Source organism: Mesorhizobium sp. WSM4310 (assembly GCF_007003935.1).
GTDB lineage: Bacteria > Pseudomonadota > Alphaproteobacteria > Rhizobiales > Rhizobiaceae > Mesorhizobium.
Map to the genome: position 1 here is coordinate 538973 of NZ_VFTA01000001.1, position 25301 is coordinate 564273.

The following is a 25301-nucleotide window of genomic DNA, read 5'->3' on the forward strand; positions in this document are numbered from 1 at the left end:
GCGTGAATTTGCCAGTATGACGAAACGCTTGCACAAGGCATGACAGGCGAGGGGGGACGATAAATGACCGCGCCCGGCGATTTGCTGCAGGCACTTTTTCTAAGGCTCAAAAGCGATAAGGCGCTGTCTGCGCTGCTTGGTGGCGCCGGGCTGCTCGAACGGGCGACGGAAAATGCCGCTTTTCCCTACGTGACATTTGGTCAGACCACCGCCTTCGACTGGGACACCGGCGCCGAGAACGACGACGATCAGTTGATTACGCTGCATGTCTGGTCGAAAGCCCATGGTGACGACCAAACCCTTGCCATCATGGCCGCCATCAAGGCCCGCCTTGCGAACGCCGCACTGGTGGTCGGCCGGCGCGGCAAGACGCGGCTGTCGCTTGAATTCACCGAGGCCCGGTACGACGAGGAACTCCTCGTGCATCACGGGCTGCTGCGGTTTCGCGCGCTGACGCAGGAAAATGCCTGACACGCTTCCAATCCGGCCGAAACGGAGTCTAGACTGGCGTCTGCGGGATTTCGTCGCGTCGGGGCGTCGAAATCACGGTCGGTCGTTTCGCGTTCATGGGGTGTAGCGGGCATGGTTTTCGCATCGATCACCGTTCATTTCACGTTCAGCACCGATGCGTTACAACGCGGACCATGAAAACGCTTCGCTCCCACTTTCGAACCGCGACCCTGGCGCTCTGTGCCGCCGGGCTGTTTGCGTCGCAGGCGACGGCGATGTCGGTGATCGCGCCCGAACAGTCCAGCCCGATCGTCCTGGCCGCATCCGACTGCTACGCGATCGGCCAGCAGGTGGCCGAGCAGAATGGCGGGACGTTGGCCAAGGCCTCGCAGTCGACACGCGGTGGCCAGCCGGTCTGCGTCATCGTCGTGCTGGTGCCTGGCAAGGACGGGCAGCGTCCGCGCCGTTCCGAAATCGTCGTTCCGCAGAACTGACCCACCGTTTCCCAGGCTGCCGGAATCGGCCTATATCTGAACAAGTCCTTCAAAAGGTATCGATCTCCGCATGCGCGTACTCGTCGTCGAGGATGACAAGGATCTCAACCGGCAGATAGCGGACGCGCTGGTCGACGCCGGTTATGTCGTCGACCGTGCCTTCGACGGCGAGGAAGGCCATTTCCTCGGCGACACCGAACCCTACGACGCCGTCGTGCTCGATATCGGCCTGCCGCAGATGGACGGCATCAGCGTGGTCGAGCGCTGGCGCCGCGGTGGCCGCAAGATGCCGGTGCTGATCCTGACGGCGCGCGACCGCTGGAGCGACAAGGTCTCCGGCATCGATGCCGGCGCCGACGACTATGTCACCAAGCCGTTCCACATCGAGGAAGTGCTGGCGCGGCTCAGGGCGCTGATCCGCCGCGCCGCCGGCCATGCCTCGTCGGAACTCACCTGCGGGCCGCTGCGCCTCGACACCAAGGCCTCGAAGGCCGATGTCGACGGCGTGCCGCTGAAGCTGACGTCACACGAATTCCGCCTGCTTGCCTATCTGATGCACCATATGGGCGAGGTGGTCTCGCGCACCGAACTGGTCGAGCATCTCTACGATCAGGATTTCGACCGCGATTCCAACACCATCGAGGTCTTTGTCGGGCGGCTGCGCAAGAAGATGGGCATCGACATGATCGAAACCGTACGTGGCATGGGCTACCGCATGCGCGAGCCGGAGGCGTAACTCGGAACCGCTCAAACCAACCGCAAGGGCGCCGCTTTCGCTGCGTTTGTGGCCGCGTTCGCTGACGTTCCGCGTGATCGCTTTTTCCACTGTGTGGGCGATCCTGACCCTTGTCGTCATTTTCACCCTGATCACCACGCTCTACCGCCAGGCCAGCGAGCGCGGCTTCGACAGCCTGCTTTCAGCGCATCTGTTCAACCTGATCGGGTCCGTTGGCATTTCCGACACGGGTGCGCTTACCGGCGCCCCGGACCTTGGCGACCTCCGCTTCTCCGAGCCGAATTCCGGTTGGTACTGGTCGGTCGAGCCTGCCTCGGAGGGCGTGCATGGTGACCTTCATTCGTCGTCGATGACGAGCAAAATTCCGTCGCCAAGCGTCGCCGAGGTGCCCTTCAATGCCAGCTTCCAGCGCAGCTATTCGGCCGAAGGCATAGACGGCGAGCAGCTCGAAGTGTTCGAGAGCGAATTCGTGCTCGATGCCAAGAACCGCGCCGCGCGTTTTCGGGTGATGGGCAACCAGAGCGAACTCGAACAGGAAATCGCCACCTTCCAGCGCCGCCTGCTGACTTATCTCAGCCTGTTCGGCGTCGGCATGATCGCCATCAACGCCATTGCCATCCTGCTCGGCCTGCAGCCGCTGCGCCGGGTGCGCAACGCCCTTGCCATGGTGCGCGAAGGCACCGCGCAGCGGCTCGACGGCCGCTTTCCTGCCGAGATCGAGCCGTTAGCCAACGAAACCAACGCCTTGATCGAAAACAACAAACGCATCGTCGAGCGCTCGCGGACCCAGGTCGGCAATCTCGCCCATTCGCTGAAGACGCCGCTTGCGGTGCTGCTCAACGAAGGCAGGGCGCTTGGCGGCGCCAAGGGACAATTGATCGCCGAGCAGGCCGCCTCGATGCAGAAGCAGGTCGACCATTATTTGCAGCGCGCCCGCGTCGCGGCGCAGCGCGACAGCGTCGTCTACCGTACGCCGGTGGCGCCGCTGGTGCAGCGCATGGTGCGGGTCCTGCAGAAGCTCAATCCGCAGACCAGCCTGTCGCTGTCCCTGCCGGCCACCGAGATCGTCTTTGCCGGAGAGCGCGAGGACCTCGAGGAACTGCTCGGCAATCTTCTCGAAAATGCGATGAAATGGGCAAAAAGCGCGGTCTCGGTCTCGGTGGCCCCCCTGGCCGGCAAGGACGACAATCTTTTCGAGATCAGCATCGACGACGACGGTCCCGGCATTCCCGAGGACAAGGCGCGCGACGCGCTGAAGCGTGGAAGGCGCCTGGACGAGACAAAACCGGGAACAGGTCTGGGACTTGCCATTGTCGCCGACCTCGTCAACGAGTATGGAGGCGTTCTCGCGCTCGAACGGTCCGGCCTGGGTGGATTGAAGGCAGTGGTGCGCTTGCGGAGCCTTCAGTGACGCTTCCCCGGACCAACCGACAGCGATGGAAGGCGTTTGTTATGGCGGCATATGGATTGATCCCGGAGCAACGCCGATTGCTCTCGAACTTGCCGGCAGCGGCCAAATTTCCGACAAATATCAATACTATGGCCACGCCTACTTCTCCGATGACGCGGCCCCCGGCGCATCCATGGCAGGCTCCAACTCAAGAAAACCGGTTGTTGGCATGAAGATTCGCGTCGCGCTCGTTTCCGCATTGCTGGCCGTCTCCGGCTGCACCACCTTGAGCGGCAAAGGTCCCACCGTGACGCCGACACCGGCCTCGACGCCTCCGACAAGCGGTAAGGTCACTAAGTCGATCATTTCGGCAATGGACGGCGGCCTCATCGGCGGCTCGATCGGCAATGGCCTCAGCGACGCCGAGAAGCACAGCGCGCTCGAGGCTGAATACAAGGCGCTCGAATATACGACGAGCGGTCAGAAGGTGGCGTGGAAGGGCGATCAGGCTTCGCACTATGGCGAGGTGGTTCCGGCCCAGCCTTATCGCGTCGGTTCGCAGGACTGCCGCCAGTACACGCAGACGGTGTTCACCGGCGGCGCCGGGGTGACGGCGCGCGGAACCGCTTGCCGCAATGCCGATGGCAGCTGGACGCCGCTGACCTGACAGCTCGCATGTCGCCCAAACTGCGCAGCGGTTTTGGGACAACGACATGCACAAACAAAGACCGAACCGGCTTCGATTGGAATCCGGCCGGTTGATGTCGATCAAGGACGTCAGGCGCGCTGACCGTCAAAGCGTCGCAGGATGCCTGTGTTGGCAGGGCAGGGCTCTGTCGTTATTGGAAGAACCATGCTGTTCTGGGTCATAGCCGCGATACTGACGCTCGGCGCGAGCCTGGCGGTGCTGCTGCCGCTGGCCGCGGGAGCCAAGGGCGCGTCATCGAGTGGCGATCACGATCTGGAAGTCTATCGCGACCAGTTGTCCGAGCTTGACCGCGACGCCGGGCGCGGCTTGATCCAGCCGGCCGAAGCAGCCGAGGCGCGCGCTGAAATCGCGCGCCGCATCCTGCGCCTCGACAATGCCGATACGGCCGGCAAGGCATCGGCGCGGCAGGCGTCGGTCACAGCGCGGCTTGTCGCGACCGTGGCCGTGCTGGCGGTGCCGCTGGTCAGCTGGGGTGTTTACAGCCAGATTGGCTCGCCTGACTTGCCGGCGCAGCCGCTCAGCCAACGGCTGGCCAAGAACCCGGCCGACAGTTCGGTCGACGAATTGGTTGCGCGGGCCGAGGCTCATCTTGCCGCCAACCCGTCCGACGGCAGGGGATGGGACGTGCTGGCCCCGGTCTATCTGCGCATGCAGCGCTTCTCCGACGCGGTCGCCGCGTACCGCAATGCCATCCGCCTCGACGGCGACAGCGCTGTTCGCCAGGCCGGCCTCGGCGAGGCGATTGCCGGTGCGGCGGGCGGCATTGTCTCCGCCGATGCGCAGGATGCCTTCGAGGCGGCGCTGAAGCTCGATCCCGCCAACGCAAAAGCCAGCTTCTACCTGGCCATGGCCTTGGCGCAGGAGGGACGCAACAAAGACGCGACCACGGCCTGGCAGGCGATGCTGGGCACTTTGCCGCCGGATTCGCCATGGCGCAGCGCCGTCGAGCAGGCACTGGCCAAATCCGCCAATCCCGAAGTCGCTTCCGGTGCGGCCGCGAAGGGCCCCGATGCCGCGGATATCGACGCCGCATCCTCCATGTCGCCGCAGGATCGCGAAGCCATGATCAACACCATGGTCGCGGCTCTCGACGAAAAACTGCGGCAAAATCCGCGCGACGCGGAAGGATGGATGCGGCTCGTTCGTTCCTATGTCGTGCTGGGCAAGGCCGATCAGGCGCGCGAGGCGCTCGGTCGCGCCATTGCCGTCTTTGGCCCGGGCAGCGACGAAGCCAAGAAATTCACCGCCCTTGCCGCCTCGCTCGGCCTGACGGCGACGGAGTAAACGTGTCATGACACGCAAGCAGAAGCGATTGTCGGTCATCGTGGGCGGATTGGCCTTCCTGGGTGCCGCCACCGGGCTGACCTTCTACGCGCTTGGCCAGAAGGCTTCCTATTTCTACATGCCGGCCGACCTCACCACGGCGAGTGTCCAGCCCGGCCAGCGCATCAGGCTCGGCGGTTTGGTCGAGAAAGGCACCATCCAGCGCGGGCAGGGCGCGACGGTCGCCTTTTCGGTCACCGACACGCACAAATCGGTCAAGGTCACCTACACCGGCATCCTGCCCGACCTCTTTCGCGAGGAGCAGGGCGTCATCACCGAAGGCAGTTTCGGTCCGGACGGCGTCTTTGTTGCCGACAGCGTGCTTGCCAAGCATGATGAGCGCTACATGCCCAAGGAAGTGGCCGACGGGCTGAAGGCCAAAGGTGTCTGGCAGGAGAGCAAAAGTGAGTGAGGGGCATGGTTGAAACTGGACATTTCGCCCTAGTCCTGGCGTTCGCGCTTTCGCTGGTGCAGACGATCGTGCCGCTGTTCGGCGCGCGCCTCGACAACCAGCGCCTGATGGCTGTCGGCGGTCCTGTCGCCGTGACTGGTTTCGCCTTGACGGCGCTGTCCTTTGTCGCTTTGGCGAGCGCCTATGCGAACTCCGATTTCTCCGTGGCGAGCGTCTGGGAAAACTCGCATTCGCTGCAGCCGATGATCTACAAGATCACCGGAACCTGGGGCAATCACGAAGGCTCGATGCTGCTCTGGGTGCTGATCCTGACCTTCTTTGGCGCGCTTGTCGCCGCTTTCGGCTCCAATCTGCCGGCGACCCTGCGCGCCAATGTGCTGGCCGTGCAGGGCGCCATCGGCGCTGCCTTCTTTCTGTTCATCCTGGCGACGTCCAATCCTTTCATCCGGCTCAACCCGGCGCCGATCGAGGGCCGCGACCTCAATCCGGTCCTGCAGGATCTCGGCCTCGCCATTCATCCGCCGCTGCTCTATCTCGGCTATGTCGGCTTCTCGATCTGTTTTTCCTTCTCGGTCGCCGCCCTTATCGAGGGGCGCATCGACGCCTCCTGGGCGCGCTGGGTGCGGCCATGGACGCTGGTCGCCTGGATGTTTCTGACTGGCGGCATCGCCATGGGGTCGTACTGGGCCTATTACGAACTCGGCTGGGGTGGCTTCTGGTTCTGGGATCCGGTCGAGAACGCCTCCTTCATGCCGTGGCTGGCGGGCACCGCGCTGCTGCATTCGGCGATCGTCATGGAAAAGCGCTCGGCGCTGAAGATCTGGACGCTGCTGCTCGCCATCCTCACCTTTTCGCTGTCGCTGCTCGGCACCTTCCTGGTCCGCTCGGGCGTGCTCACCTCGGTGCATGCCTTCGCCACCGACCCGGCGCGGGGCGTCTTCATCCTGTGCATCCTGACGCTGTTCATCGGCGGCTCGCTGGCGCTGTTTGCGCTGCGCGCCTCGCGACTGACGGCCGGCGGCCTGTTCCATCCAATCTCGCGCGAAGGTGCGCTCGTTCTCAACAATCTGTTCCTGACCACGGCGACCGCCACGGTGCTCGTCGGCACGCTCTATCCGCTGGCGCTGGAGGCGCTCACCGGCGACAAGATCTCGGTCGGGGCGCCGTTCTTCGACCTGACCTTCGGCCCGTTGATGCTGCCGCTTCTGGTCCTCGTGCCGTTCGGCCCGCTGCTGGCCTGGAAGCGCGGCGACGTCATCGCCGCGTCGCAGCGCCTGATGGCGGCCTTTGCCACGGCGCTGGCGGCAATGCTTGTCACCGGCCTGTTTATCGACGGCGCGTCGGTGTTCGCGGCCCTCGGTATCGGCCTGGCTGTCTGGCTGGTCGCCGGTGCGCTGACCGACCTTGCCGTCAAGTCCGGCGTCGGATCGGTCGCGCCTTCCGTCATGCTCAGGCGCTTCGCCGGACTGCCGCGCTCGGTCTTCGGCACGGCCCTGGCCCATCTCGGCCTTGGCCTGACCTTGCTCGGCATCGTCGCCACGCTCTCTTTCGGTACCGAGAAGATCCTCACCATGCGCGCCGGCGAGACGGTGGAATTGTCTGGCCATACGCTGCGTTTCGTCGGGCTCTATCCGGCGCAGGGGCCAAACTACAGCGAGGACCGTGGCCGCTTCGAGCTGATCGGTGTCAGCGGCAGTCCTGTCGGCGAAATCAGTTCCGCCAAGCGTTTCTATCCAGTGCGGCAGACGACGACGACGGAGTCCGGCATCAAGACCCTTGGTCTTTCCCAACTCTACATCTCGCTTGGCGACGAAGCCAAGGACGGCTCGGTCGTGGTGCGCTTGTGGTGGAAACCGCTGGTGACACTGATCTGGGGCGGCGGTCTGGTGATGATGGCGGGTGCGGCCATGTCGCTGATGGACAGGCGTCTGCGTGTCGGCGCGCCGTCGCGTCGGCGCAAGCAGGCGAGCGCAGAGGCGCCCGCGGTCCTGCCATGAAGGCCAGGTTCTCCGCCGCGTTGCTCGTCCTGATGCTGGCGCTCGGCTTTGCCGGCACGGCACTGGCGGTGAAGCCTGACGAGATGCTGGCCGATCCGGCGCTCGAGGCGCGGGCGCGGGCGCTGTCGGAAGGCCTGCGCTGCATGGTCTGCCAGAACCAGTCGATCGACGAATCCGACGCCGACCTTGCCCGCGACCTGCGCATCCTGGTGCGCCAGCGCCTCGTCGCCGGCGATACCGACCAGCAGGTCATGGACTATGTGGTTTCGCGCTACGGCGAATTCGTGCTGCTGAGGCCGCGCTTCGACCTGCGCAACGCGCTGCTTTGGGGCACGCCTGTGCTGTTGCTGCTGGTCGGAGGCGTGTTCATCGTGCTGACCGCGCGCTCGCGCCGGACCCTGGCGACAAAGACCCTGTCGGCCGACGAGCAGGCGGCATTGGACGCTATCCTGCACCGCGACTGACGGCTGCCGTCGCCCGCCAACATTACCAAAGTTTCATGTGTCGGAAATGGCGCGGTAATGTGCGTCGCTCTAATTCTCCTTGCCTGAGGATGCCGATCAAGGCGCGTCCCTTTGAAAGAGGATACGAGACCCCATGAATATTGCCCCCAATTCATATTTCCGCACCCGCAAGCGTCTCCTGGCTGCCGCCGCTTCCGTCGCCGTTGCCGGCGTGATCGGCGTTGGCGCGCTGACCAGCGGAACCAGCCCCGTTCTGGCCGATGCCGTACGCGTCGAGGCGCCGCAGGTGCAGGGTTTCGCCGATGTCGTCGAGCGCGTTTCGCCCGCCGTGGTCAGCGTCAAGGTGAAGGCCAAGATCCAGCCGACCGCCGATGATGGCTCCGATGGCCAGGACGGCTTCGACAATCTGCCCAACAATCCGCAACTGCGCCGCTTCTTCAAGGAATTCCGCGGCTTTGGCGACCAGGGCGGCCAGGATGACGAAGGCCATCGCCGCTTCGGTCACCGCGACCGCGGCAATGACCAGCCGCGCCCGGTGGCGCAGGGCTCCGGCTTCTTCATTTCCGAGGACGGCTACCTCGTCACCAACAACCACGTCGTCGAAGAAGGCACCGCCTTCACCGTGGTGACCAATGACGGCAAGGAACTCGACGCCAAGCTGGTCGGCACCGACCCGCGCACCGATCTCGCCGTCCTCAAGGTCGAAGGCGGTGGCAAGTTCACCTATGTCGACTTCGCCGATGATTCCAAGGTCCGCGTCGGCGACTGGGTCGTTGCCGTCGGCAATCCGTTCGGCCTCGGCGGCACCGTCACCGCCGGCATCGTGTCGGCGCGCGGCCGTGATATCGGCGCCGGCCCCTACGACGATTTCCTGCAGATCGACGCCTCGGTCAACCGCGGCAATTCGGGTGGCCCGACCTTCAACCTCAATGGCCAGGTCGTCGGCATCAACACGGCGATCTTCTCGCCCTCGGGCGGCAGTGTCGGCATCGCCTTCGACATCCCTGCCTCGACCGCCAAGCAGGTTGTCGAGGACCTGATGAAGAGCGGCGCGGTGCAGCGCGGCTGGCTCGGCGTCGAAATCCAGCCGGTCACCTCCGACATCGCCGAATCGCTCGGGCTGAAGTCCAACAATGGTGCGTTGGTGTCGAGCGCCCAGGACGATGGCCCCGGCAAGAGAGCCGGCATCACGGCTGGCGACGTCATCACCCAGGTCGACGGCAAGGATGTTGCCTCGCCGAAGGAACTCGCCCGCCTGATCGGCGCCTATTCGCCCGGCAAGTCGGTTGATGTCACCGTCTGGCGCGACGGCAAGAGCCAGGCGATCAAGGTCGATCTCGGCAAGCTGCCGGCCAGCGACAAGCAGGCCTCGAACGACCAGCAGCAACAGCCTGCCGCTCCGGCCAAGCCTGACACGCTGGCCGATCTCGGCCTCACCGTCACCAAGTCCGAAAACGGCAAGGGTCTTGTGGTGACCGATGTCGATCCCGACAGCGCTGCCGCCGATCGCGGCATCCAGCCGGGAGACATCATCACCGCGGTCAATTCGAACGAAGTGAATGGCACCGAGGATGTCACCAAGGCGATGACCGACGCGGTGAAATCCGGCCGCAAGGCGGTGCTGATGCAGGTCACCCGCGACAACAACAACCGTTTCGTCGCGCTGCCCGTCGCCAAGGGCTGACAACGACTTTTCCGGTGCGGCGGTATCAAACACCCCCGAGCCGCCGCATGGGAAAGCATGGAGCGGGGTACGTTAGTCAGTCATCGTGCTCTCCTCCAGCGGCAGCGGGCCTCCCATCGCCCGCTGCCGCACATTTTGAAAGCCGCCGGAAAACGCTGCCTCGGGCATGGGCCGTGAGAATGTGATGATTTGCCCGATCATGCCCCGAAGCAGGCATGTTCGGGATGAAGACAACCAGAGAACAAGATTTTATCGCGCGAGACCTCGATCATCTTGATCGCGGCGCGCTTTGGCAAAGGCTAAAATGCAGATGCCGGCTACTCAACCTTCCAGCGAAATCGCGTATAACGGCCCCATGAAGATTCTCGTCATAGAAGACGATCGCGAGGCTGCCGATTATCTGCAGAAAGCCTTCACCGAGGCTGGTCATACCGCTCATGTCGCTGGTGACGGCGAGACCGGTTTCGCGCTTGCGGATGCCGGCGACTATGATGTGATGGTCATCGACCGGATGATGCCGCGCCGCGACGGTTTGTCTGTGATTGCCGGTCTTCGCTCACGGGGCAACACCACGCCCGTGCTGATCCTGTCGGCGCTGGGCGAGGTGGATGACCGGGTCACCGGCCTGCGCGCCGGCGGCGACGACTATCTGACCAAGCCCTATGCGTTTTCCGAACTTCTGGCTCGCGTCGAGGTGTTGAACCGCCGCGCTAGTGCCAAGGAGGCCGAAACCGTCTACCGGGTTGGCGATCTTGAACTCGACAGGCTGTCGCATTCGGTGCGCCGGGCGGCGCGCGAGATCACCCTGCAGCCGCGCGAGTTCCGCTTGCTCGAATATCTGATGCGCCATGCCGGCCAGGTGGTGACGCGCACCATGCTGCTTGAAAATGTCTGGGATTATCATTTCGACCCGCAGACCAATGTCATCGACGTCCACGTCTCGCGGTTGCGCGGCAAGATCGAAAAGGGCTTCGACAAGCCGATCCTGCATACGGTTCGCGGCGCGGGCTACATGTTGAAGGGCGGCTAGAGCATGATCCCGAAAAGTGGGAACCGGTGTTCGGAAAAGATCATGCTCCAACAAAGAGCTAGATCAGCATGACGATTCGACCAATCGTCACGCTGATCTAGGCGACAGCATGGCTCTTTCCGTGCCGGCCATCATGAAGACGACGGCAGCGCGACTTTCGGCGCTCTACCTTCTGCTCTTCGCGCTCTGCGCCGTGCTGCTTGTCTTCTATATGACCTCGCTGTCGGCGCGCATGCTGACGGCGCAGACGCAGGAGACCATCAACGACGAAGTGCTGGGCCTCGCCCGCGCCTATCAGCGCGGCGGCCTGCCCGTGCTGGTGCGCGTGGTCGAAAACCGCTCCCGCCAGCCCGGTGCCAACCTCTATCTTATCGCCGATGCCAACGGCCAGATCCTGACCGGCAACGTGCAGAGCCTCGAACCGGGGGTGATCGACACGGAGGGCTGGACGACAGAGCCGTTCTCCTACAAGCGCTTCGGAGAAGGCGAGCTTGACCGCCTGCGCAGCGGAACGTCCGACCAGACGACAGCTCCTGCAACTGGCGACAACGCGGCACGGCAATCCGAAGGCGAGCAAGGCCACAACGCCATTGCGCTGGTGCTGCGGCTGCCCAACCAGATGATCATGCTGGTCGGCCGCGATCTTGGCGAACCGGAGCGCTTTCGTGCCGTCATCCGCCGTGCGCTGACGCTGGCGCTCGGCATGATGGGGCTCGGCGGACTGCTAATCTGGTTCTTTGTCGGCCGCGCCGCGCTGAAGCGCATCGACAGCGTGTCGGAGGCCAGCCGCCGCATCATGGGCGGCGATCTCTCGGGCCGGCTGCCGGTGACCGGAGCCGGCGACGAATTCGACCGGCTTTCGGAAAATCTCAACTCCATGCTGGCCAGGATCGCCACGCTCAACGAAGGCCTGAAGCAGGTTTCCGACAACATCGCGCATGATCTGAAGACGCCGCTGACCCGGCTGCGCAACCGCGCCGAAGCGACACTTTCGGGCAAGCACAAGCCCGTCGATTACCGCCAGGCACTGGAAGGCACCATCGCCGAGTCCGACCAGCTCATAAAGACCTTCAACGCCATCCTGATGATCTCCAGGCTCGAGGCTGGATATTCGTCAGAGCACACCAACCGCGTCGATCTGGCGGCGGCCGTGCGTGATGTCGCCGAGCTCTACGACCCGGTGGCGGAAGAGGCCGGCGTTTCGCTCCAAGCCGAAGTGAATGGTGCTTTTCTCGTCGACGGCAACCGCGAGCTGATCGGCCAGGCGCTGTCCAACATCGTCGACAACGCGATCAAATATTCGACGGACTCCACGTCCAAGCCGGCCGTTCGCGTGACGCTCGAGCGGACCCATGGCGAGATCAGGCTTTGTGTCGCCGACAACGGCCAGGGCATTCCGGACGATGCCGACCGGGCCCGGGCGACCGAACGTTTCGTTCGACTGGAGAAAAGCCGTTCTCAGCCGGGCTCCGGCCTTGGCCTCAGCCTCGCCAAGGCAGTCATGACTTTCCACTATGGGCGGCTTGATCTCCTGCCTGGCAATCCGGGACTATCCGTGGTCATGAGTTTCCCCGCACGGGAGGATCACTGATGGCTGCGGTTGCGAAACGGACGGTCACGGACTGGTTATTGAAGCCGGTGGTTGGGCTCGCCCCTCTCGACGAAGGCCGGTCGCGGCGGGAACTGGCCGAAATCGCCGCGGCGGCACGCGAAGAAGAGTTGACGCGGCTGGCCAAATTCCTGGCCGGCAAGGGGGAGGGGCAGGATTTCCTGGCCGCCGTCTTCGACCTCTCGCCGTTTTTGCGCGACACGGCGCGCCGCAGGCCTCGTATCCTGGATGCTCTTTTCGAACAACCGGTCGAGGCGCGCCTGGAGGCGATCACCGCCGCGATCGAACAGGCGCCGTTGGCCGACACGGTCTCCGAATCCAGCGTGATGATGGAGCTGCGCCAGTGCAAGGCCGAGGCACATTTCCTGATCGCGCTGGCCGATCTCGCCGGTGAAGCGGAAACGTCGCTGACCGTGCGGCGGCTGAGCGATCTTGCCGATGCCTGCACGCGTGCGGCCGTCGACTTCCTGCTGCGCGACTCGCATGGCCAGGGCAAGCTCAAACTGCGGGATCTCGACAACCCGTCGCTGCAATCGGGCTGGATCCTGCTCGGCATGGGCAAGCTTGGCGCGCATGAGCTGAATTTCTCCTCCGACATCGATCTTGTCGTCTTCTTCGATCCGGATGCGCCCGCCGTGGTCGACCCCCTCGACGCCACGGAGCTGTTCTCGCGGCTGACGCGCCGTTTGGTGCGCATCCTGCAGGACCGCACCGAGCACGGCTATGTCTTCCGCACCGATCTCCGGCTGCGTCCCGATCCCGGTTCGACGCCGCTGGCGATCCCGGTTGAAGCGGCTCTGCGCTATTACGAAGCGCGCGGCCAGAACTGGGAACGCGCGGCGATGATCAAGGCGCGTCCGGTGGCCGGCGATCTCGCCGCGGGCGCCGCCTTTCTCAAGGAATTGCAGCCCTATATCTGGCGAAAATACATGGACTACGCGGCGATTGCCGACGTCCATTCGATCAAGCGCCAGATCCACGCCCACAAGGGCCATGGCGAGATCGCCGTGAAGGGCCACAACGTCAAGCTCGGCCGTGGCGGCATCCGCGAAATCGAGTTCTTCGTCCAGACCCAGCAGCTCATCGCCGGCGGCCGCTTCCCCGAACTGCGCGGCCGCGAGACCGTGCCGATGCTCGGCCAGCTCGCCGCGCGCGGCTGGATCACCGCCGATGCGCGTGACGCACTCGCCCGCCAATATTGGTTCCTGCGCCGCGTCGAGCATGCCGTTCAGATGGTGGCGGACGAGCAGACGCACACGCTGCCGGAAGACGATGAAGGGCTGGAGCGGATCGCCCGCATGCTTGGCTTTGCCGATGCGGCGGCGCTTTCCCTGGCATTCCGCGCCTCGCTGCAGCAGGTCGAGCGCCATTATGCAGCGCTGTTCGAAACGGCCCCGGAGCTTTCGGCGGGCATCGGCAATCTGGTCTTCACCGGCGATGTCGATGACCCCAACACGCTGCAGACCTTGCACGGCCTCGGCTTCCAGCGGCCGAGCGACATCTGCCGCGTCATCCGCGGCTGGCATTTCGGCCGCTATCGCGTCACCCAGTCGGCGGAGGCGCGTGAGCGGCTGACGGAGTTGACGCCGGCGCTGCTCAAGGCCTTCGGCCAGACGCGCCGGGCGGACGAAGCCTTGATCCGTTTCGACGAATTCCTTGCTGGCCTGCCTGCCGGCATCCAGCTGTTCTCGCTGCTGCAGTCCAACCCGGCGCTGCTCAAGCTGATGGCGACGATCATGGGCGCCGCGCCCCGGCTGGCGGCGATCATCACGCGCCGGCCGCATGTTTTCGACGGCCTGCTCGACCCGGCCTTGCTGACTGAACTCCCCGACCGCGCCTATCTCTCGGCACGGCTTTCCGCCTTCCTGGAAGGCGACAGGGCCTATGAGGAGGTGCTCGACCGGCTGCGCATCTTTGCCTCTGAGCAAAAGTTTCTGATCGGCGTGCGGCTGCTTGCCGGTTCGATCGATCCGGCCCGCGCCGGCCGCGCCTTTTCCGATCTCGCCGATCTCACCATCGAGGCGGCGCTGCAAGCCGTGACCGCCGAATTCGCGGCGCGCCACGGCATGATCGCCGGCGGCGTGGTTTCGCTGCTCGGCATGGGCAAGCTCGGCAGCCGCGAATTGACCGCGGGGTCGGACGTCGATCTCATCCTGCTTTACGACCATGACGCGGACGCCGAAGACTCCGACGGCGACAAGCCGCTGGCGCCTTCCCACTACTACACCCGCATGACGCAGCGGCTGATCTCGGCCGTATCGGCGCCGACGGCGGAGGGAGTGCTCTACGAACTCGACCTGCGGCTTAGGCCGTCCGGCAACAAGGGGCCGGTGGCCACCCACATCGATGCCTTCAAGAAATACCAGCGCCAGGAGGCCTGGACCTGGGAACACATGGCGCTGTCGCGGGCGCGCGCCATTGGCGGCGATGCCGGCCTGTGCGCCGAGGTCGAAGCGGAAGTCGCAGCCGTGCTTGGCCAGCCGCGCGACGCGGCAAAGGTCAAGACCGAGGCTTCGGACATGCGCGCCATGGTCGAGAAGGAAAAGCCGCCGCGCGATCTCTGGGACATCAAGCTGATCCCCGGCGGGCTGATCGACCTTGAGTTCATCGCCCAGGTGGCTGTCATCACCGGGCAGGCCGAGGCCGGGCCGCGTGTCACCGGTACGGCCGAGATTTTGTCCCGCCTCGCGCCTGGCTTCGCTGGTGCCGACGTCAGGCAGGAGCTTGGTGCCGCCTTCGCACTCTATCTGGCGCTGACCCAGATGACCCGGCTGTGCCTCACCGGCCCGTTCGAGCGCGACGACGTTCCGCCTGGGCTTTCGGATTTACTTCTGGCGGTCACCGACCTGCCGGATTTCGGTGTACTGGAAGCACATCTCAAGGAGACGTCGCAAAAGGTCAGGAAGGACTTTGATCTTTTGCTTCGTGCCGGACGACCATGAAACAGCTGTCGAAGCATCGGACCCAAAAGTGGAAGCCGGTTTTGGGAAAATCCGATCCTCGAACAAAGAGATAGAGCGGCAACAGGATCGAAGATCCGCCGCTCTCGCATCGGGGGTGACGATGCAACAGGAGAAGACCATGAGAAAGTCAACCAAGCTTGCCCTTGCCTTCGCAGCACTTGCCGGCGCCGTCGGCACCACCGCCTATGCCGAAAACAATGCCAGCGCGAAAATGCGCGACGGCATGATGGCCCGCCTCGACAAGGCAATGACCGCGTCAGACGGCGCCATCACCTTCGACCAGTTTTCCGACGCCATGAACGCGCGGCTGAAGAAGCTCGTTGCCGACAATGGCGGCAAGCTGACCGTCGCCCAACTCGCCGACGCACTGGAGAAGGCGCGCTTCGAGCGGATGGCCAGGCGCATCATCGCCCGCTATGACACCAAGGGCGACGGCACGCTGACCACGGATGACATCACCGGTCGCGAGAAGAAGGTGTTCGCCATGCTCGACAAGAACAATGACGGCAAGATCGAGAAGAGCGAACTGCCGAAGGGCCATCGCTTTGGCCATCACCGCCAACCGGATGATGACGACAGCGTCCAATAAGATTGTTTGATCCAGGCTCCGGCGATATCGCTCGGGGCCTGCCGCTCAAGCGGCCGCCTTGACCGCCGGCGGCGCCTTCTTCACCGGAATGCGCACCGACACGATCGTGCCGACACCTTCGGTCGAACGGATCTTCAGCGCGCCGCCCTGGAGCTCGGCCAGCGAGCGTGAGATGGCAAGGCCGAGGCCTGATCCGGCATGGTTCTTGGAGAACTGGTTCTGAACCTGTTCGAAGGGTCGGCCGAGCTTGCCCAGCGCCTCTTTCGGGATGCCGCAGCCATTGTCCTCAATGGTCAGCACCAGCGCGCCGGACGTGTTGCGGGCCCTGACCGATATATGGCCGCCCTGGCCGGTGAACTTCACCGCATTGGACAGGAGGTTGATGACGATCTGCTTGATCGCCCGGCGATCGGCGAACAGACTCAGCGCGTCGGCGATGCGCGTTTCCACGATGATCGCCTTTTGCGCGGCCTGCAGCGAGACGACGCGCACCGTCTCGCTGATCAGCGGACCGAGGTCGATCTGCTCCTGGTCCAGCGAGAATTGGCCGGCCTCGATCTTGGACATGTCGAGAATATCGTTGATGACGCCGAGCAGGTATTTGCCGCTGCTGTTGATATCCGTGGCGTACTCCTCGTAGCGCGACGAGCCCAGCGGGCCGAACAACCCCTGTTCCATCAGCTCGGAAAAGCCGATGATGGCGTTCAATGGCGTGCGTAGTTCATGCGACATGTTGGCCAGGAATTCGGATTTGGCCCGGTTCGCCGCCTCGGCGCGCTCGGTTTCCTTCATGTATTTGCGATTGAGATCGACCAGTTCGCGCGACCGTTCCTCTTCGGCCCGCCGCGCGAGGCTGAGATCATGGATCGTCGCCATCAGCCGGCGCTCGCTGTCGACCAGCTTCTCCTGGTGCAGCTTGATCTGGGTGATGTCGGAGCCGACCGAGACGATGCCACCATCCCTTGTCTTGAGTTCATTGACCTGCAGCCAGCGGCCGTCGGACAGCTGCCGCTCGAAAGTGGCGCCGCCTTGCGGACCATTGGTGTTGGCAAGCCGGCGTTCGGACGCAAAGGCCAGCATCCGCCCTTCCAGCGAAGCGCGTGTCATACCCGGCATCACGTCGCGATCCGACAGCCCGTTGTCCTGCTGGTATTTGGAGTTGCACATGATCAGCCGCTGCGCCGAATCCCACAGCACGAAGGACTCGTTGATGTTCTCGATCGCCGTCCTGAGGCGAAGGTCGGCAGCTTCGGACCGCAGCGCCAGATGGCGCTGCTCGGTGACGTCGACGGCGATGCCGATCAGCTGGATTTCCGGCGCCTCCGGATCCATGACCTGCGCGCGAGCACGCATCCACACCCATTGGCCATCGGCATGCCGCATCCGGAACACCTGGTCGATGTGGTCGATTTCGCGGGCGACAATTCTGTTGGCGAGCTCGAACAGGTCGCCGTCTTCGGGATGGATGATCTCGTCGACCTCGCCGAAGGACAGCATCGTATCGCAGGGCTCGTAGCCCAGCATATCGTACATGGAACGCGACCAGTACATCTTGCCGCGCACCATATCCCAGTCCCACAGGCCGCAGCGGCCGCGCACCAGCGCCATATCGATGCGCTGATGCGCCTCGAGGTAGATGCGGTCGGCGGCCTGGGCGCGCGCCGCCTGTCCGAAATAGGCGTAGAGGATGATGATCAGCACGCCCGCCGTCAGCACGAACAGGGTGACGTTGAGCGAGACAGTCTTGCGCCACGTGTCGAACACCGCCTCCTGCGGCACCAGCGCCGCCGCGGCTCCCTTCCGATCCTTGGCCACGCTGACCGCGGCGTACCAGTCCCGGCCGCCGATGTTGACCTCCATGACGCCGGCGCGGTCGCCGAACATGAACAGCGGCTGGCCGCCCTGGACGAGGCCGTCGAGCGAATGGCCTTGCCAGGGCATCGAGCGCGGCGTCACCGCGGTGATCCTGAAAGCGCTGTCGGTGATGACGAGCACATGGCTGCGGCCCATCGCGCCCTGGCGGCTGGTGGTCTCCAGCAGATCCTGGACGGCGCCGGGCACGGTGTCCGAGGTGGTGGCCAACGAACTGGCCAGTTGACCCGCCGCCAGCGTCAGGATCGCCTTGGCGTCGCGTTCGACATCGTCACGCTCATTCATGAGCGACAGCACGCGCAGCGCCGCGATGACGAGCAGGAAGATGATGATCAGGGCCGGTATCGACCGGCGCAGCAGCGGTTCGGCGGCCAGAAGCCGCTTGTAGGCCGGTTCGGCAATGAGCCGCGTGTTCCCGGCAAGGCCGTCGCTGCGCGCCTCGCGACGCGCAAAAACCATCCCACCGGGCGCGCCCCACGCGTCCGCCTTTGCCATAAATGGCACTCCCCGAATTTGCCTATGCTGCTTTGTGATCCGGCAAACGCCGCACTTCCGAATCGTCAGTAAAGAATCAAACGTGATTCGCCTTGTCCAGTGGCCCGGCGAAAAAAGATTAAAAATCGACTAAAATAATGCGCGTCTGGAGGTGCGGCGGCTGTACCTTCTCCGACACGGGAGAAGGTAAGGCGCGTTTAGGCCAGCGTACGCTCGACAATATCGCGCAGGTCCGCCGACAGGTTTTCGGCATTGGCGATCGAAAGCAGCGCTTCCCTGGCCTTGGCCTGCCGGCCCGGTTCGAGCGAACGCCACGACCGCAATGCCGTCGCCAGCCTTGCCGCCACTTGCGGATTGCGCTTCTCGACCTCGAGCACCGTCTGCGCGAAGAACCTATAACCCTCGCCGTCGGCGCGGTGGAAGCCGGTCTGGTTGGCGCTGGAGAATGTGCCGATCAGCGAACGCACCCGGTTCGGATTGGCCATCGAGAAGGCAGGATGGGCGGTTAGCGCGCGGACCGTGTCCACAGCCTGCGGCCCTGGCACGCTGGCCTGGATCTGGAACCATTTGTCCATGACCAGCGGGTCGGACGCATAGGTCTTTTCAAAAGCCGCCAGCGCCTTGTTTGCCTCCGGCGAAGCATGGTGGCGATGCGCGAGCACGGCAAGGGCGGCCGCGCGGTCGGTCATGTTGGTCGCGGACTGGAAATGCCTGGCCGCCAACGCCGCTCCGCCTTGCAGCAGCGAGAGATAGTCCAGCAAAATGTTGCGCAGGGCGCGTCGTCCCGCGCTCGCCGCGTCGGGACTGAAGGCCGCCTTGTCGGCGAGCCTGTGGTAGAGGCTGGAAAATGCCTCGGCATTGGTCGTGGCGATCGCCAGCGCAAAGCCCTGCCGGGCTGCATGAATGGCATCGGGGTCGATGTTCTTGCCGATGTCGCGGGCGATGTCGGCATCGCCCGGCAGTGCCAGCGCAAGCGCCCGGTAGGCAGGCTCCAGCGTCTCGTCGCCGGCGATGCTGCCGGCGAGTTCGGTCAGCCGTGTGGCGAAGACCGGCTGCCTGCCGCCAAGGAACTCGCGGAAGGCAGCGATCAGCGCATCGGTGAGCAGCGTGTTGAAGGCTTGCCAGCGCGAGAAGGCATCGCTGTCATGGCGGGCAAGGAAGAACTGGTCGTCGGCCTTCTGCTCGACCGACAGCGTCACCGGCGCCGAAAAGCCGCGGTTGAGCGACACCGCCGGACGCTCAATCACACCCGAAAAGCGCACCATATGGCGGCGCTTGCGCAGATGGATGACGCCGTCCTCGACGCTGGCGCCCTCGACGCCGCTATAAGCGACAGGCTTGCCGCCGGCGCCGATCAGCCCGAAGGCGAGCGGAATATGCATCAGCCGCTTGCGGCTTTCGGAGGGTGTCGGCGGCACCGACTGCTCGATTTCGAGCGTGAATTCCTGCGTGGACTGATTGTGCGTCGAACTGACCGTCAGATTGGGCGTGCCAGCCTGATGATACCAGAGCGCGAACTGCGACAGGTCGCGGCCCGAGGCATCCTCGAACACTTTGATGAAATCCTCGATGGTCGCCGCTTCGCCGTCATGCCGTTCGAAATAGAGGTCCATGCCGGCGCGGAAGGCATCTGCCCCCAGGATGGTGCGGATCATGCGCACCACTTCGGAGCCCTTTTCGTAGACCGTCGCCGTGTAGAAATTGTTGATCTCGCGGTAGCGGCGCGGCCGCACCGGATGCGCCAGCGGACCCTGGTCCTCGGGAAACTGGTGGGCGCGCAGCGTGCGCACCTCGGCAATGCGCTTGACCGCGCGCGAGCGTTGGTCGGCGGAGAATTCATGGTCGCGGAACACAGTCAGGCCTTCCTTCAGGCAAAGCTGGAACCAGTCGCGGCAAGTGATTCTGTTGCCTGTCCAATTGTGGAAATACTCATGCGCGATGATCGCCTCGATATTGGCGAAATCGGCGTCCGTCGCCGTCTCCTCGTCGGCCAGCACATATTTGTCGTTGAAGATATTGAGGCCCTTGTTCTCCATCGCGCCCATGTTGAAGTCGGACACGGCGACGATGTTGAAGACGTCGAGGTCGTATTCGCGGCCAAACGCCTCCTCGTCCCATCGCATCGACCGCTTCAGCGCGTCCATGGCGTAGCCGGCCAGCTTCTCCTTGCCGCGCTCGACATAGATGCCGAGTTCGACCTTGCGGCCGGACATTGTGACGAAACTGTCGGCGACCCGACCGAGATTGCCGGCCACCAGCGCGAACAGGTAGGATGGCTTGGGGAAGGGGTCATGCCAGACGGCATAGTGCCAGCCGTCCCCGATATTGCCTTTGTCCCCCGGATTGCCATTGGACAGGAGCAGCGGCGCCTCGTCGCGCAGCGCCTCGATCCGCACGGTGTAGACGGACAGGATGTCCGGGCGATCGAGGAAATAGGTGATGCGGCGGAAGCCCTCGGCCTCGCATTGCGTGCAATAGACATTGTTCGAGCGATAGAGACCCATCAGGGCCTCGTTGCCCGCCGGGGCCAGTTCGGTCTCGATCAGCAGTTGGAAGCGGCGCGCGGGCGGCTTGAGAATGGTGAGCTGGTCAGGTGTCACCAGCAGGTCCGCCGATTTTGCCTTCTTGCCGTCGATCTCGACGCGCTTGAGCGTCAGCCCGTCGCCGTCGAGCACCAATGGCGCCGCCGCGGCTACGCCGTCGCGACGCTCGACAGTCAGTGTCGCGGTGACGATCGTGGCCTCGGGCGAAAGGCGGAAGGTGAGGTTGGTCCGCGGAATGAGATAATCGTTGGGGCGATAGTCTTCGAGCTTGAAGACCTGGCCGGTGTCCGTGCGCATTCCGTTGTTTTTCCTGTCGATTGCGTTGGACGCGGAGTTCCCGCTGGTCCAAGAAATTTGAAGTCCGCGCTCTTTACACGAAATGGTCCCTCGACAAAACTCGGCCGATGCCTATTTCAGGCATTCGTTCTCCATATCCCGCGAGGCAGCCATGACCGTCGTCACACCGAAATTCGGCATGGGCGCTTCCGTGCTGCGGGGCGAGGATACCGCCTTCATCCAGGGCCAGGGCCGCTACACCGACGATATCCAGCCAGACGGCGTCCTACACGGCTATGTCCTGCGCTCGCCGATCGCCAAGGCGAGCTTCACCATTGGTTCGACCGCGGCGGCGAAGGCGGCACCTGGCGTCCATCTGGTGCTGACCGGCAAGGATCTCACCCATCTGCGCGATCTAAAGTCCGGCGTCATGCAGGCACAACCGGACGGCACCAAAGCGCCGACGCGCGACATTCCGATCCTGTGCCGGGATCGAGTCAATTATGTCGGCGATGCGGTTGCCTTTGTCGTCGCCGACAGCCGCGCCTTGGCGCAGGATGCCGCCGAACTGATCGAGGTCGATTATGACGGCGAGGACGCTGCCTCCGGCACCGCGACGGCGCTTGCCGAGGGCACGCCGCTGGTCTGGCCGGAACTCGGCTCCAACCGTGCCTTCACCTATCATATCGGCGACAAGAAGAAGACGGACGCGGCTTTCTCTGGAGCCGCTCACGTCACGCGCATCGAATTCGTCAACAATCGGCTGGTCTGCAACTACATGGAGCCGCGCTCGGCGATCGGCGAATGGAATGTCGGGGAAAACCGCTTCGTGCTGACCACAGGGTCGCAGGGCGTGCATTCCATGCAGTACATCCTGGCCAGCGTGTTCAAGATCAAAAAGGACCAGCTGCGCGTCATCACGCCCGATGTTGGCGGCGGTTTCGGGCCGAAGAGCTTCGTCTACCGCGAATATCCGCTGGTGCTCGAGGCGGCGAAGCGGCTCGGCCGTCCGGTGAAATGGGCCGGCGACCGCACGGAACATTTCCTCACCGACGCCCAAGGCCGCGACAATGCGGTGACGGCCGAGATGGCGCTCGACAACGATGGCCGATTCCTCGGCATGCGGGTCGACCTGCTTGCCAATATCGGCGCCTATGTCTCGCAATATGGCCCTTTCATCCCCTATATCGGCGTCACCATGTCGACCGGCGTCTATGATATCAGGGCGCTCGAGGTCTCGGTGACCGGCCTCTACACCAACACCTGCCCGGTCGACGCCTATCGCGGCGCCGGGCGACCCGAGGCTGCGTTCCTGTTGGAAAAGCTGGTCGATGCCTGCGCGCATGATCTTGGCCTGCCCGTCGAAGAGATCCGCCGCCGCAATTTCATCCGGCCCGAGCAGTTTCCTTATCGCACGCAGACAGGCCGGCTCTACGACAATGGCGAATTCGAAGGGCATATGGACCGCGCCATCGAACGGTCGCAGTGGAAGGCGTTTCCGCAGCGGCTGGAACAGTCCAAAGCCGGTGGCAAGATCCGCGGCATCGGCATGGCGACCTATATCGAGGCCTGCGCCTTTCCGGGCTCCGAACCGGCCTTTGTCGAGCTCAATGGCGACGGCACGGTGACGCTGAAGATCGGCACCCAGACCAACGGCCAGGGGCATGCTACCGCCTATGCGCAGTTCCTGTCGGAAAAACTCAATCTCGACATCGACAAGATCCATGTCCGCCAGGGCGACACCGACGAATTGAAGGCGGGCGGCGGCACCGGCGGCTCGCGGTCCATTCCGCTGGGAGGTGTGTCAGCTTCCCGCGCGGGCGAGGATCTGGCCAACAAGATCAAGCGCATCGCCGCCGACGAGCTTGAGGCCTCGGCCGGCGATATCGAATTGTCCGATGGCGTTGCGCGCATCGTCGGCACAGACCGGAGCATCGATTTCTCGAGCATCGCCAAGGCCGCGAAGACGCCGGATGACCTTAAGGGGTTCGGCGAGTTCGTGCAGGACGAGTGCACCTATCCGAACGGCACCCACATCTGCGAGGTCGAGATCGATCCCGACACCGGCGCGACCGAGATCGTCCGCTACACCATCGTCGACGATTTCGGCGTCACCGTTAATCCGATCCTGCTCGCCGGCCAGGTCCATGGCGGCGTCGTGCAAGGCATCGGCCAGGCGCTGACTGAGAACACCATCCATGGCGAGGATGGGCAGCTCTTGACGGCGAGCTTCATGGACTACGCAATGCCGCGCGCCGACAATTTTCCGTTCTTTCATTTCGAGACCCGCAACGTGCCTTCGACCACCAATGCGCTGGGCATCAAGGGCGCGGGCGAGGCCGGCACGATCGGCTCGACACCGGCGGCGCTCAATGCCGTCACCGATGCGCTGTGGCGCGCCTATGGCATCAGGCATATCGAGATGCCGGCGACGCCGGCGCGGATCTGGGCCGCGATCAGGGGCGCATCGCCGACGTGACATCAGGGGCGGAACCAGGAACGACGGCAGGCCACGGCACGCTGAGGGGCATCGCGCTGAAGATCGTGTCCGTCGCGGTCTTTGTCGGCATGCAAACCTGCATCAAGGCGGCCGGCGACGTGCCGGCAGGGCAGATCGTCTTCTTCCGCTCCTTCTTCGCCATCTTCCCGATCATCGCCTTCCTGGCGGTGAAGGGACAGCTGCCGACGGCATTCGTCACCAAACGCCCCTTCAACCACGTCGCGCGCGGCGTCGTCGGCGTTGGCGCCATGGGGCTGGGCTTCTTCGCGCTCACCAGGCTGCCGTTGCCGGAGGCGATCACTCTGAACTATGCGCAGCCGCTGCTGGTCGTGGTGTTCTCCTCGGTCTTCCTTGGCGAGTCGATCCGCGTCTATCGCTGGAGCGCGGTCGCCGTTGGTCTTGTCGGCGTGCTCATCATTTCCTGGCCGGAGCTGACGCTGCTCAACTCGGATGAAGGGCTCGACGACCAGGAGGTCCTGGGCGTCATGGCCGCGCTGGTGGCCGCGGCGATCTCGGCGGTCGCCATGCTGCTCGTGCGCAATCTCGTGCAGACGGAGAAGACGGCGACCATCGTCCTGTGGTTCTCGTCGACCGCCAGCGTGCTCTCGCTGCTGACACTGCCTTTCGGCTGGCAAGCTCTGACGCCGACGCAAGCCGCGCTGCTCGTCATGGCCGGCTTCTGCGGCGGCCTCGGCCAGATCCTGATGACCTCCGCCTATCGCCATGCCGAGGCCTCGGTGGTTGCGCCCTTCGAATACACCTCGATGATCCTCGGCGTCGTCGTCGGCTATTTCATTTTCGGCGACGTGACCTCGCTCAACACGCTGGTCGGCGGCGTGATCGTGGTCGCCGCCGGCATCTTCATCATCTGGCGCGAGCGGCAGCTCGGCCTGGAGCGCACGCGCACCAGAACGGCCGCGCCGCCGCAGGGGTGATCAGGACCGTTCCAACCGCTCCCTCGCCAGCCGCACCAGTACCGCACGAGTCTGCTCGTCGGCGGGGAAGAAGGACTCGATCGCCAGTTCCGACAAGGTCACGTCGAGCGGCGTGCCGAAAACGGTGATTGTGCTGATGAACGACAGCACCTGATCGCCATGCGCGAGGCGCAGCGGATGCACGATGGCATTCGGCTCGACGGGCGTTGGCCTGCTGCCCTTCAGCCCGGACGGATAGGCGCGCAGCTCGCCCTCCAGTTCGACCAGCACCGGATCGCCGCTGGCATCGTTCTGGTGCTTGAGACGCTCAAGCAGGTGCGTGCGCCATTCCGCGAGATTGACGATGCGCGGTGCGATGCCGCCGGGATGCAGGGAAAGGCGAAGCACGTTGACCGGTGGCGCCAGCAGCGAAGCCTCGGTGACATCGGCGAGGAAGGGAGCAATCGCGGCATTCGCCGAAACCAGGTTCCAGTGCCGGTCCACGGCCAGCGCCGGGAAGGGCTCATGTCCCTTGAGCACGATCTCCACCGCCGCCATCGCTGGCGCCAGCGTCGTGTCGCTGAGCGGCCGTTCGCTGAAGCTCGGTGCAAAGCCAGCAGCGAGCAGCAGCTGGTTGCGCTGCCTTAGCGGGATCGAAAGCTGCTCTGCAAGATGCAGCACCATGTCGCGCGAGGGCGCGGCGCGCCCGCTCTCGACAAAACTCAGATGCCGCTGGGAGATTTCGGCCTCCATGGCGAGGTCGAGCTGGCTCATGCGGCGGCGCGTGCGCCATTCGCGGATCAGACTGCCGGCGGAGGTTTGGGCGGATGTCATGGCAGGATGGTTAGGCT

General features: G+C 64.2%; 19 protein-coding genes. 16 read left to right on the forward strand and 3 right to left on the reverse strand.

Features of this window, described 5'->3' with window-relative positions; all coding sequences use genetic code 11:
* Positions 1-63 precede the first annotated feature (63 nt).
* The 14 genes from FJV80_RS02525 (at position 64) to FJV80_RS02590 (ending at position 15850) form a co-directional block, all read left to right on the forward strand.
* A complete protein-coding gene (locus FJV80_RS02525; protein WP_142875465.1) occupies positions 64-471 on the forward strand; it encodes a DUF3168 domain-containing protein in 408 nt (135 codons plus the stop codon).
* A gap of 173 nt (positions 472-644) precedes the next feature.
* Positions 645-944, forward strand: coding sequence for a hypothetical protein (locus FJV80_RS02530; protein ID WP_095770762.1), 300 nt, complete (start codon positions 645-647; stop codon positions 942-944).
* A gap of 70 nt (positions 945-1014) precedes the next feature.
* Positions 1015-1680, forward strand: coding sequence for a response regulator transcription factor (locus tag FJV80_RS02535; RefSeq protein WP_019857144.1), 666 nt, complete (start codon positions 1015-1017; stop codon positions 1678-1680).
* 40 nt (positions 1681-1720) lie between these two features.
* Entirely contained in the window at positions 1721-3091 is a 1371-nt protein-coding gene (locus FJV80_RS02540; RefSeq protein ID WP_179296344.1) for an ATP-binding protein, read from the forward strand.
* A 208-nt stretch (positions 3092-3299) separates the two neighbouring features.
* Complete coding sequence (locus FJV80_RS02545; protein ID WP_095786875.1) at positions 3300-3737, forward strand: hypothetical protein; 438 nt, start codon at positions 3300-3302, stop codon at positions 3735-3737.
* Between the two features lie 186 nt (positions 3738-3923).
* Positions 3924-5063, forward strand: coding sequence for a c-type cytochrome biogenesis protein CcmI (gene ccmI / locus FJV80_RS02550; protein ID WP_095770760.1), 1140 nt, complete (start codon positions 3924-3926; stop codon positions 5061-5063).
* Between the two features lie 7 nt (positions 5064-5070).
* Complete coding sequence (gene ccmE, locus FJV80_RS02555; RefSeq protein WP_010915048.1) at positions 5071-5514, forward strand: cytochrome c maturation protein CcmE; 444 nt, start codon at positions 5071-5073, stop codon at positions 5512-5514.
* A gap of 5 nt (positions 5515-5519) precedes the next feature.
* The gene (locus tag FJV80_RS02560) at positions 5520-7511 is read left to right on the forward strand and encodes a heme lyase CcmF/NrfE family subunit (protein ID WP_095770759.1); all 1992 of its coding nucleotides are present in this window, start codon (positions 5520-5522) and stop codon (positions 7509-7511) included.
* Positions 7508-7975: a cytochrome c-type biogenesis protein gene (locus tag FJV80_RS02565; RefSeq protein WP_095770758.1), complete on the forward strand. Its 468-nt coding sequence runs from the start codon at positions 7508-7510 to the stop codon at positions 7973-7975. The genes FJV80_RS02560 and FJV80_RS02565 overlap by 4 nt, the downstream gene beginning before the upstream one ends.
* A gap of 133 nt (positions 7976-8108) precedes the next feature.
* Positions 8109-9659: a Do family serine endopeptidase gene (locus tag FJV80_RS02570; protein ID WP_142875466.1), complete on the forward strand. Its 1551-nt coding sequence runs from the start codon at positions 8109-8111 to the stop codon at positions 9657-9659.
* Between the two features lie 355 nt (positions 9660-10014).
* Complete coding sequence (locus FJV80_RS02575) at positions 10015-10689, forward strand: response regulator transcription factor (RefSeq protein ID WP_027046649.1); 675 nt, start codon at positions 10015-10017, stop codon at positions 10687-10689.
* 109 nt (positions 10690-10798) lie between these two features.
* On the forward strand, positions 10799-12280 hold the full coding sequence (locus FJV80_RS02580; protein WP_095770755.1) for a HAMP domain-containing sensor histidine kinase: 1482 nt from the start codon (positions 10799-10801) through the stop codon (positions 12278-12280).
* A complete protein-coding gene (locus FJV80_RS02585; protein WP_095770754.1) occupies positions 12280-15240 on the forward strand; it encodes a bifunctional [glutamine synthetase] adenylyltransferase/[glutamine synthetase]-adenylyl-L-tyrosine phosphorylase in 2961 nt (986 codons plus the stop codon). The genes FJV80_RS02580 and FJV80_RS02585 overlap by 1 nt, the downstream gene beginning before the upstream one ends.
* 139 nt (positions 15241-15379) lie before the next feature.
* Positions 15380-15850 carry a hypothetical protein gene (locus FJV80_RS02590; protein WP_095770944.1) on the forward strand — a complete coding sequence of 157 codons (471 nt, stop codon included), beginning with the start codon at positions 15380-15382 and terminating at the stop codon, positions 15848-15850.
* 45 nt (positions 15851-15895) lie between these two features.
* On the opposite strand, the gene FJV80_RS02595 is transcribed toward FJV80_RS02590, so the two are convergent.
* Together FJV80_RS02595 and pepN are read right to left on the reverse strand one after the other, a co-directional pair.
* Positions 15896-18217, reverse strand: a complete 2322-nt coding sequence (locus FJV80_RS02595) for a PAS domain-containing sensor histidine kinase (protein ID WP_142875467.1) — start codon at positions 18215-18217, stop codon at positions 15896-15898.
* Between the two features lie 197 nt (positions 18218-18414).
* Positions 18415-21057: an aminopeptidase N gene (gene pepN, locus FJV80_RS02600; RefSeq protein ID WP_142875468.1), complete on the reverse strand. Its 2643-nt coding sequence runs from the start codon at positions 21055-21057 to the stop codon at positions 18415-18417.
* 151 nt (positions 21058-21208) lie between these two features.
* Here pepN and FJV80_RS02605 point away from each other — a divergent pair, with 151 nt between their 5' ends.
* Positions 21209-23515 carry a xanthine dehydrogenase family protein molybdopterin-binding subunit gene (locus FJV80_RS02605; protein ID WP_142875469.1) on the forward strand — a complete coding sequence of 769 codons (2307 nt, stop codon included), beginning with the start codon at positions 21209-21211 and terminating at the stop codon, positions 23513-23515.
* The gene (locus FJV80_RS02610) at positions 23512-24471 is read left to right on the forward strand and encodes a DMT family transporter (RefSeq protein ID WP_095786873.1); all 960 of its coding nucleotides are present in this window, start codon (positions 23512-23514) and stop codon (positions 24469-24471) included. The genes FJV80_RS02605 and FJV80_RS02610 overlap by 4 nt, the downstream gene beginning before the upstream one ends.
* Here FJV80_RS02610 and FJV80_RS02615 read toward each other — a convergent pair whose 3' ends face one another.
* Positions 24472-25284, reverse strand: coding sequence for a helix-turn-helix transcriptional regulator (locus FJV80_RS02615; protein ID WP_095791395.1), 813 nt, complete (start codon positions 25282-25284; stop codon positions 24472-24474).
* Positions 25285-25301 lie beyond the last annotated feature (17 nt).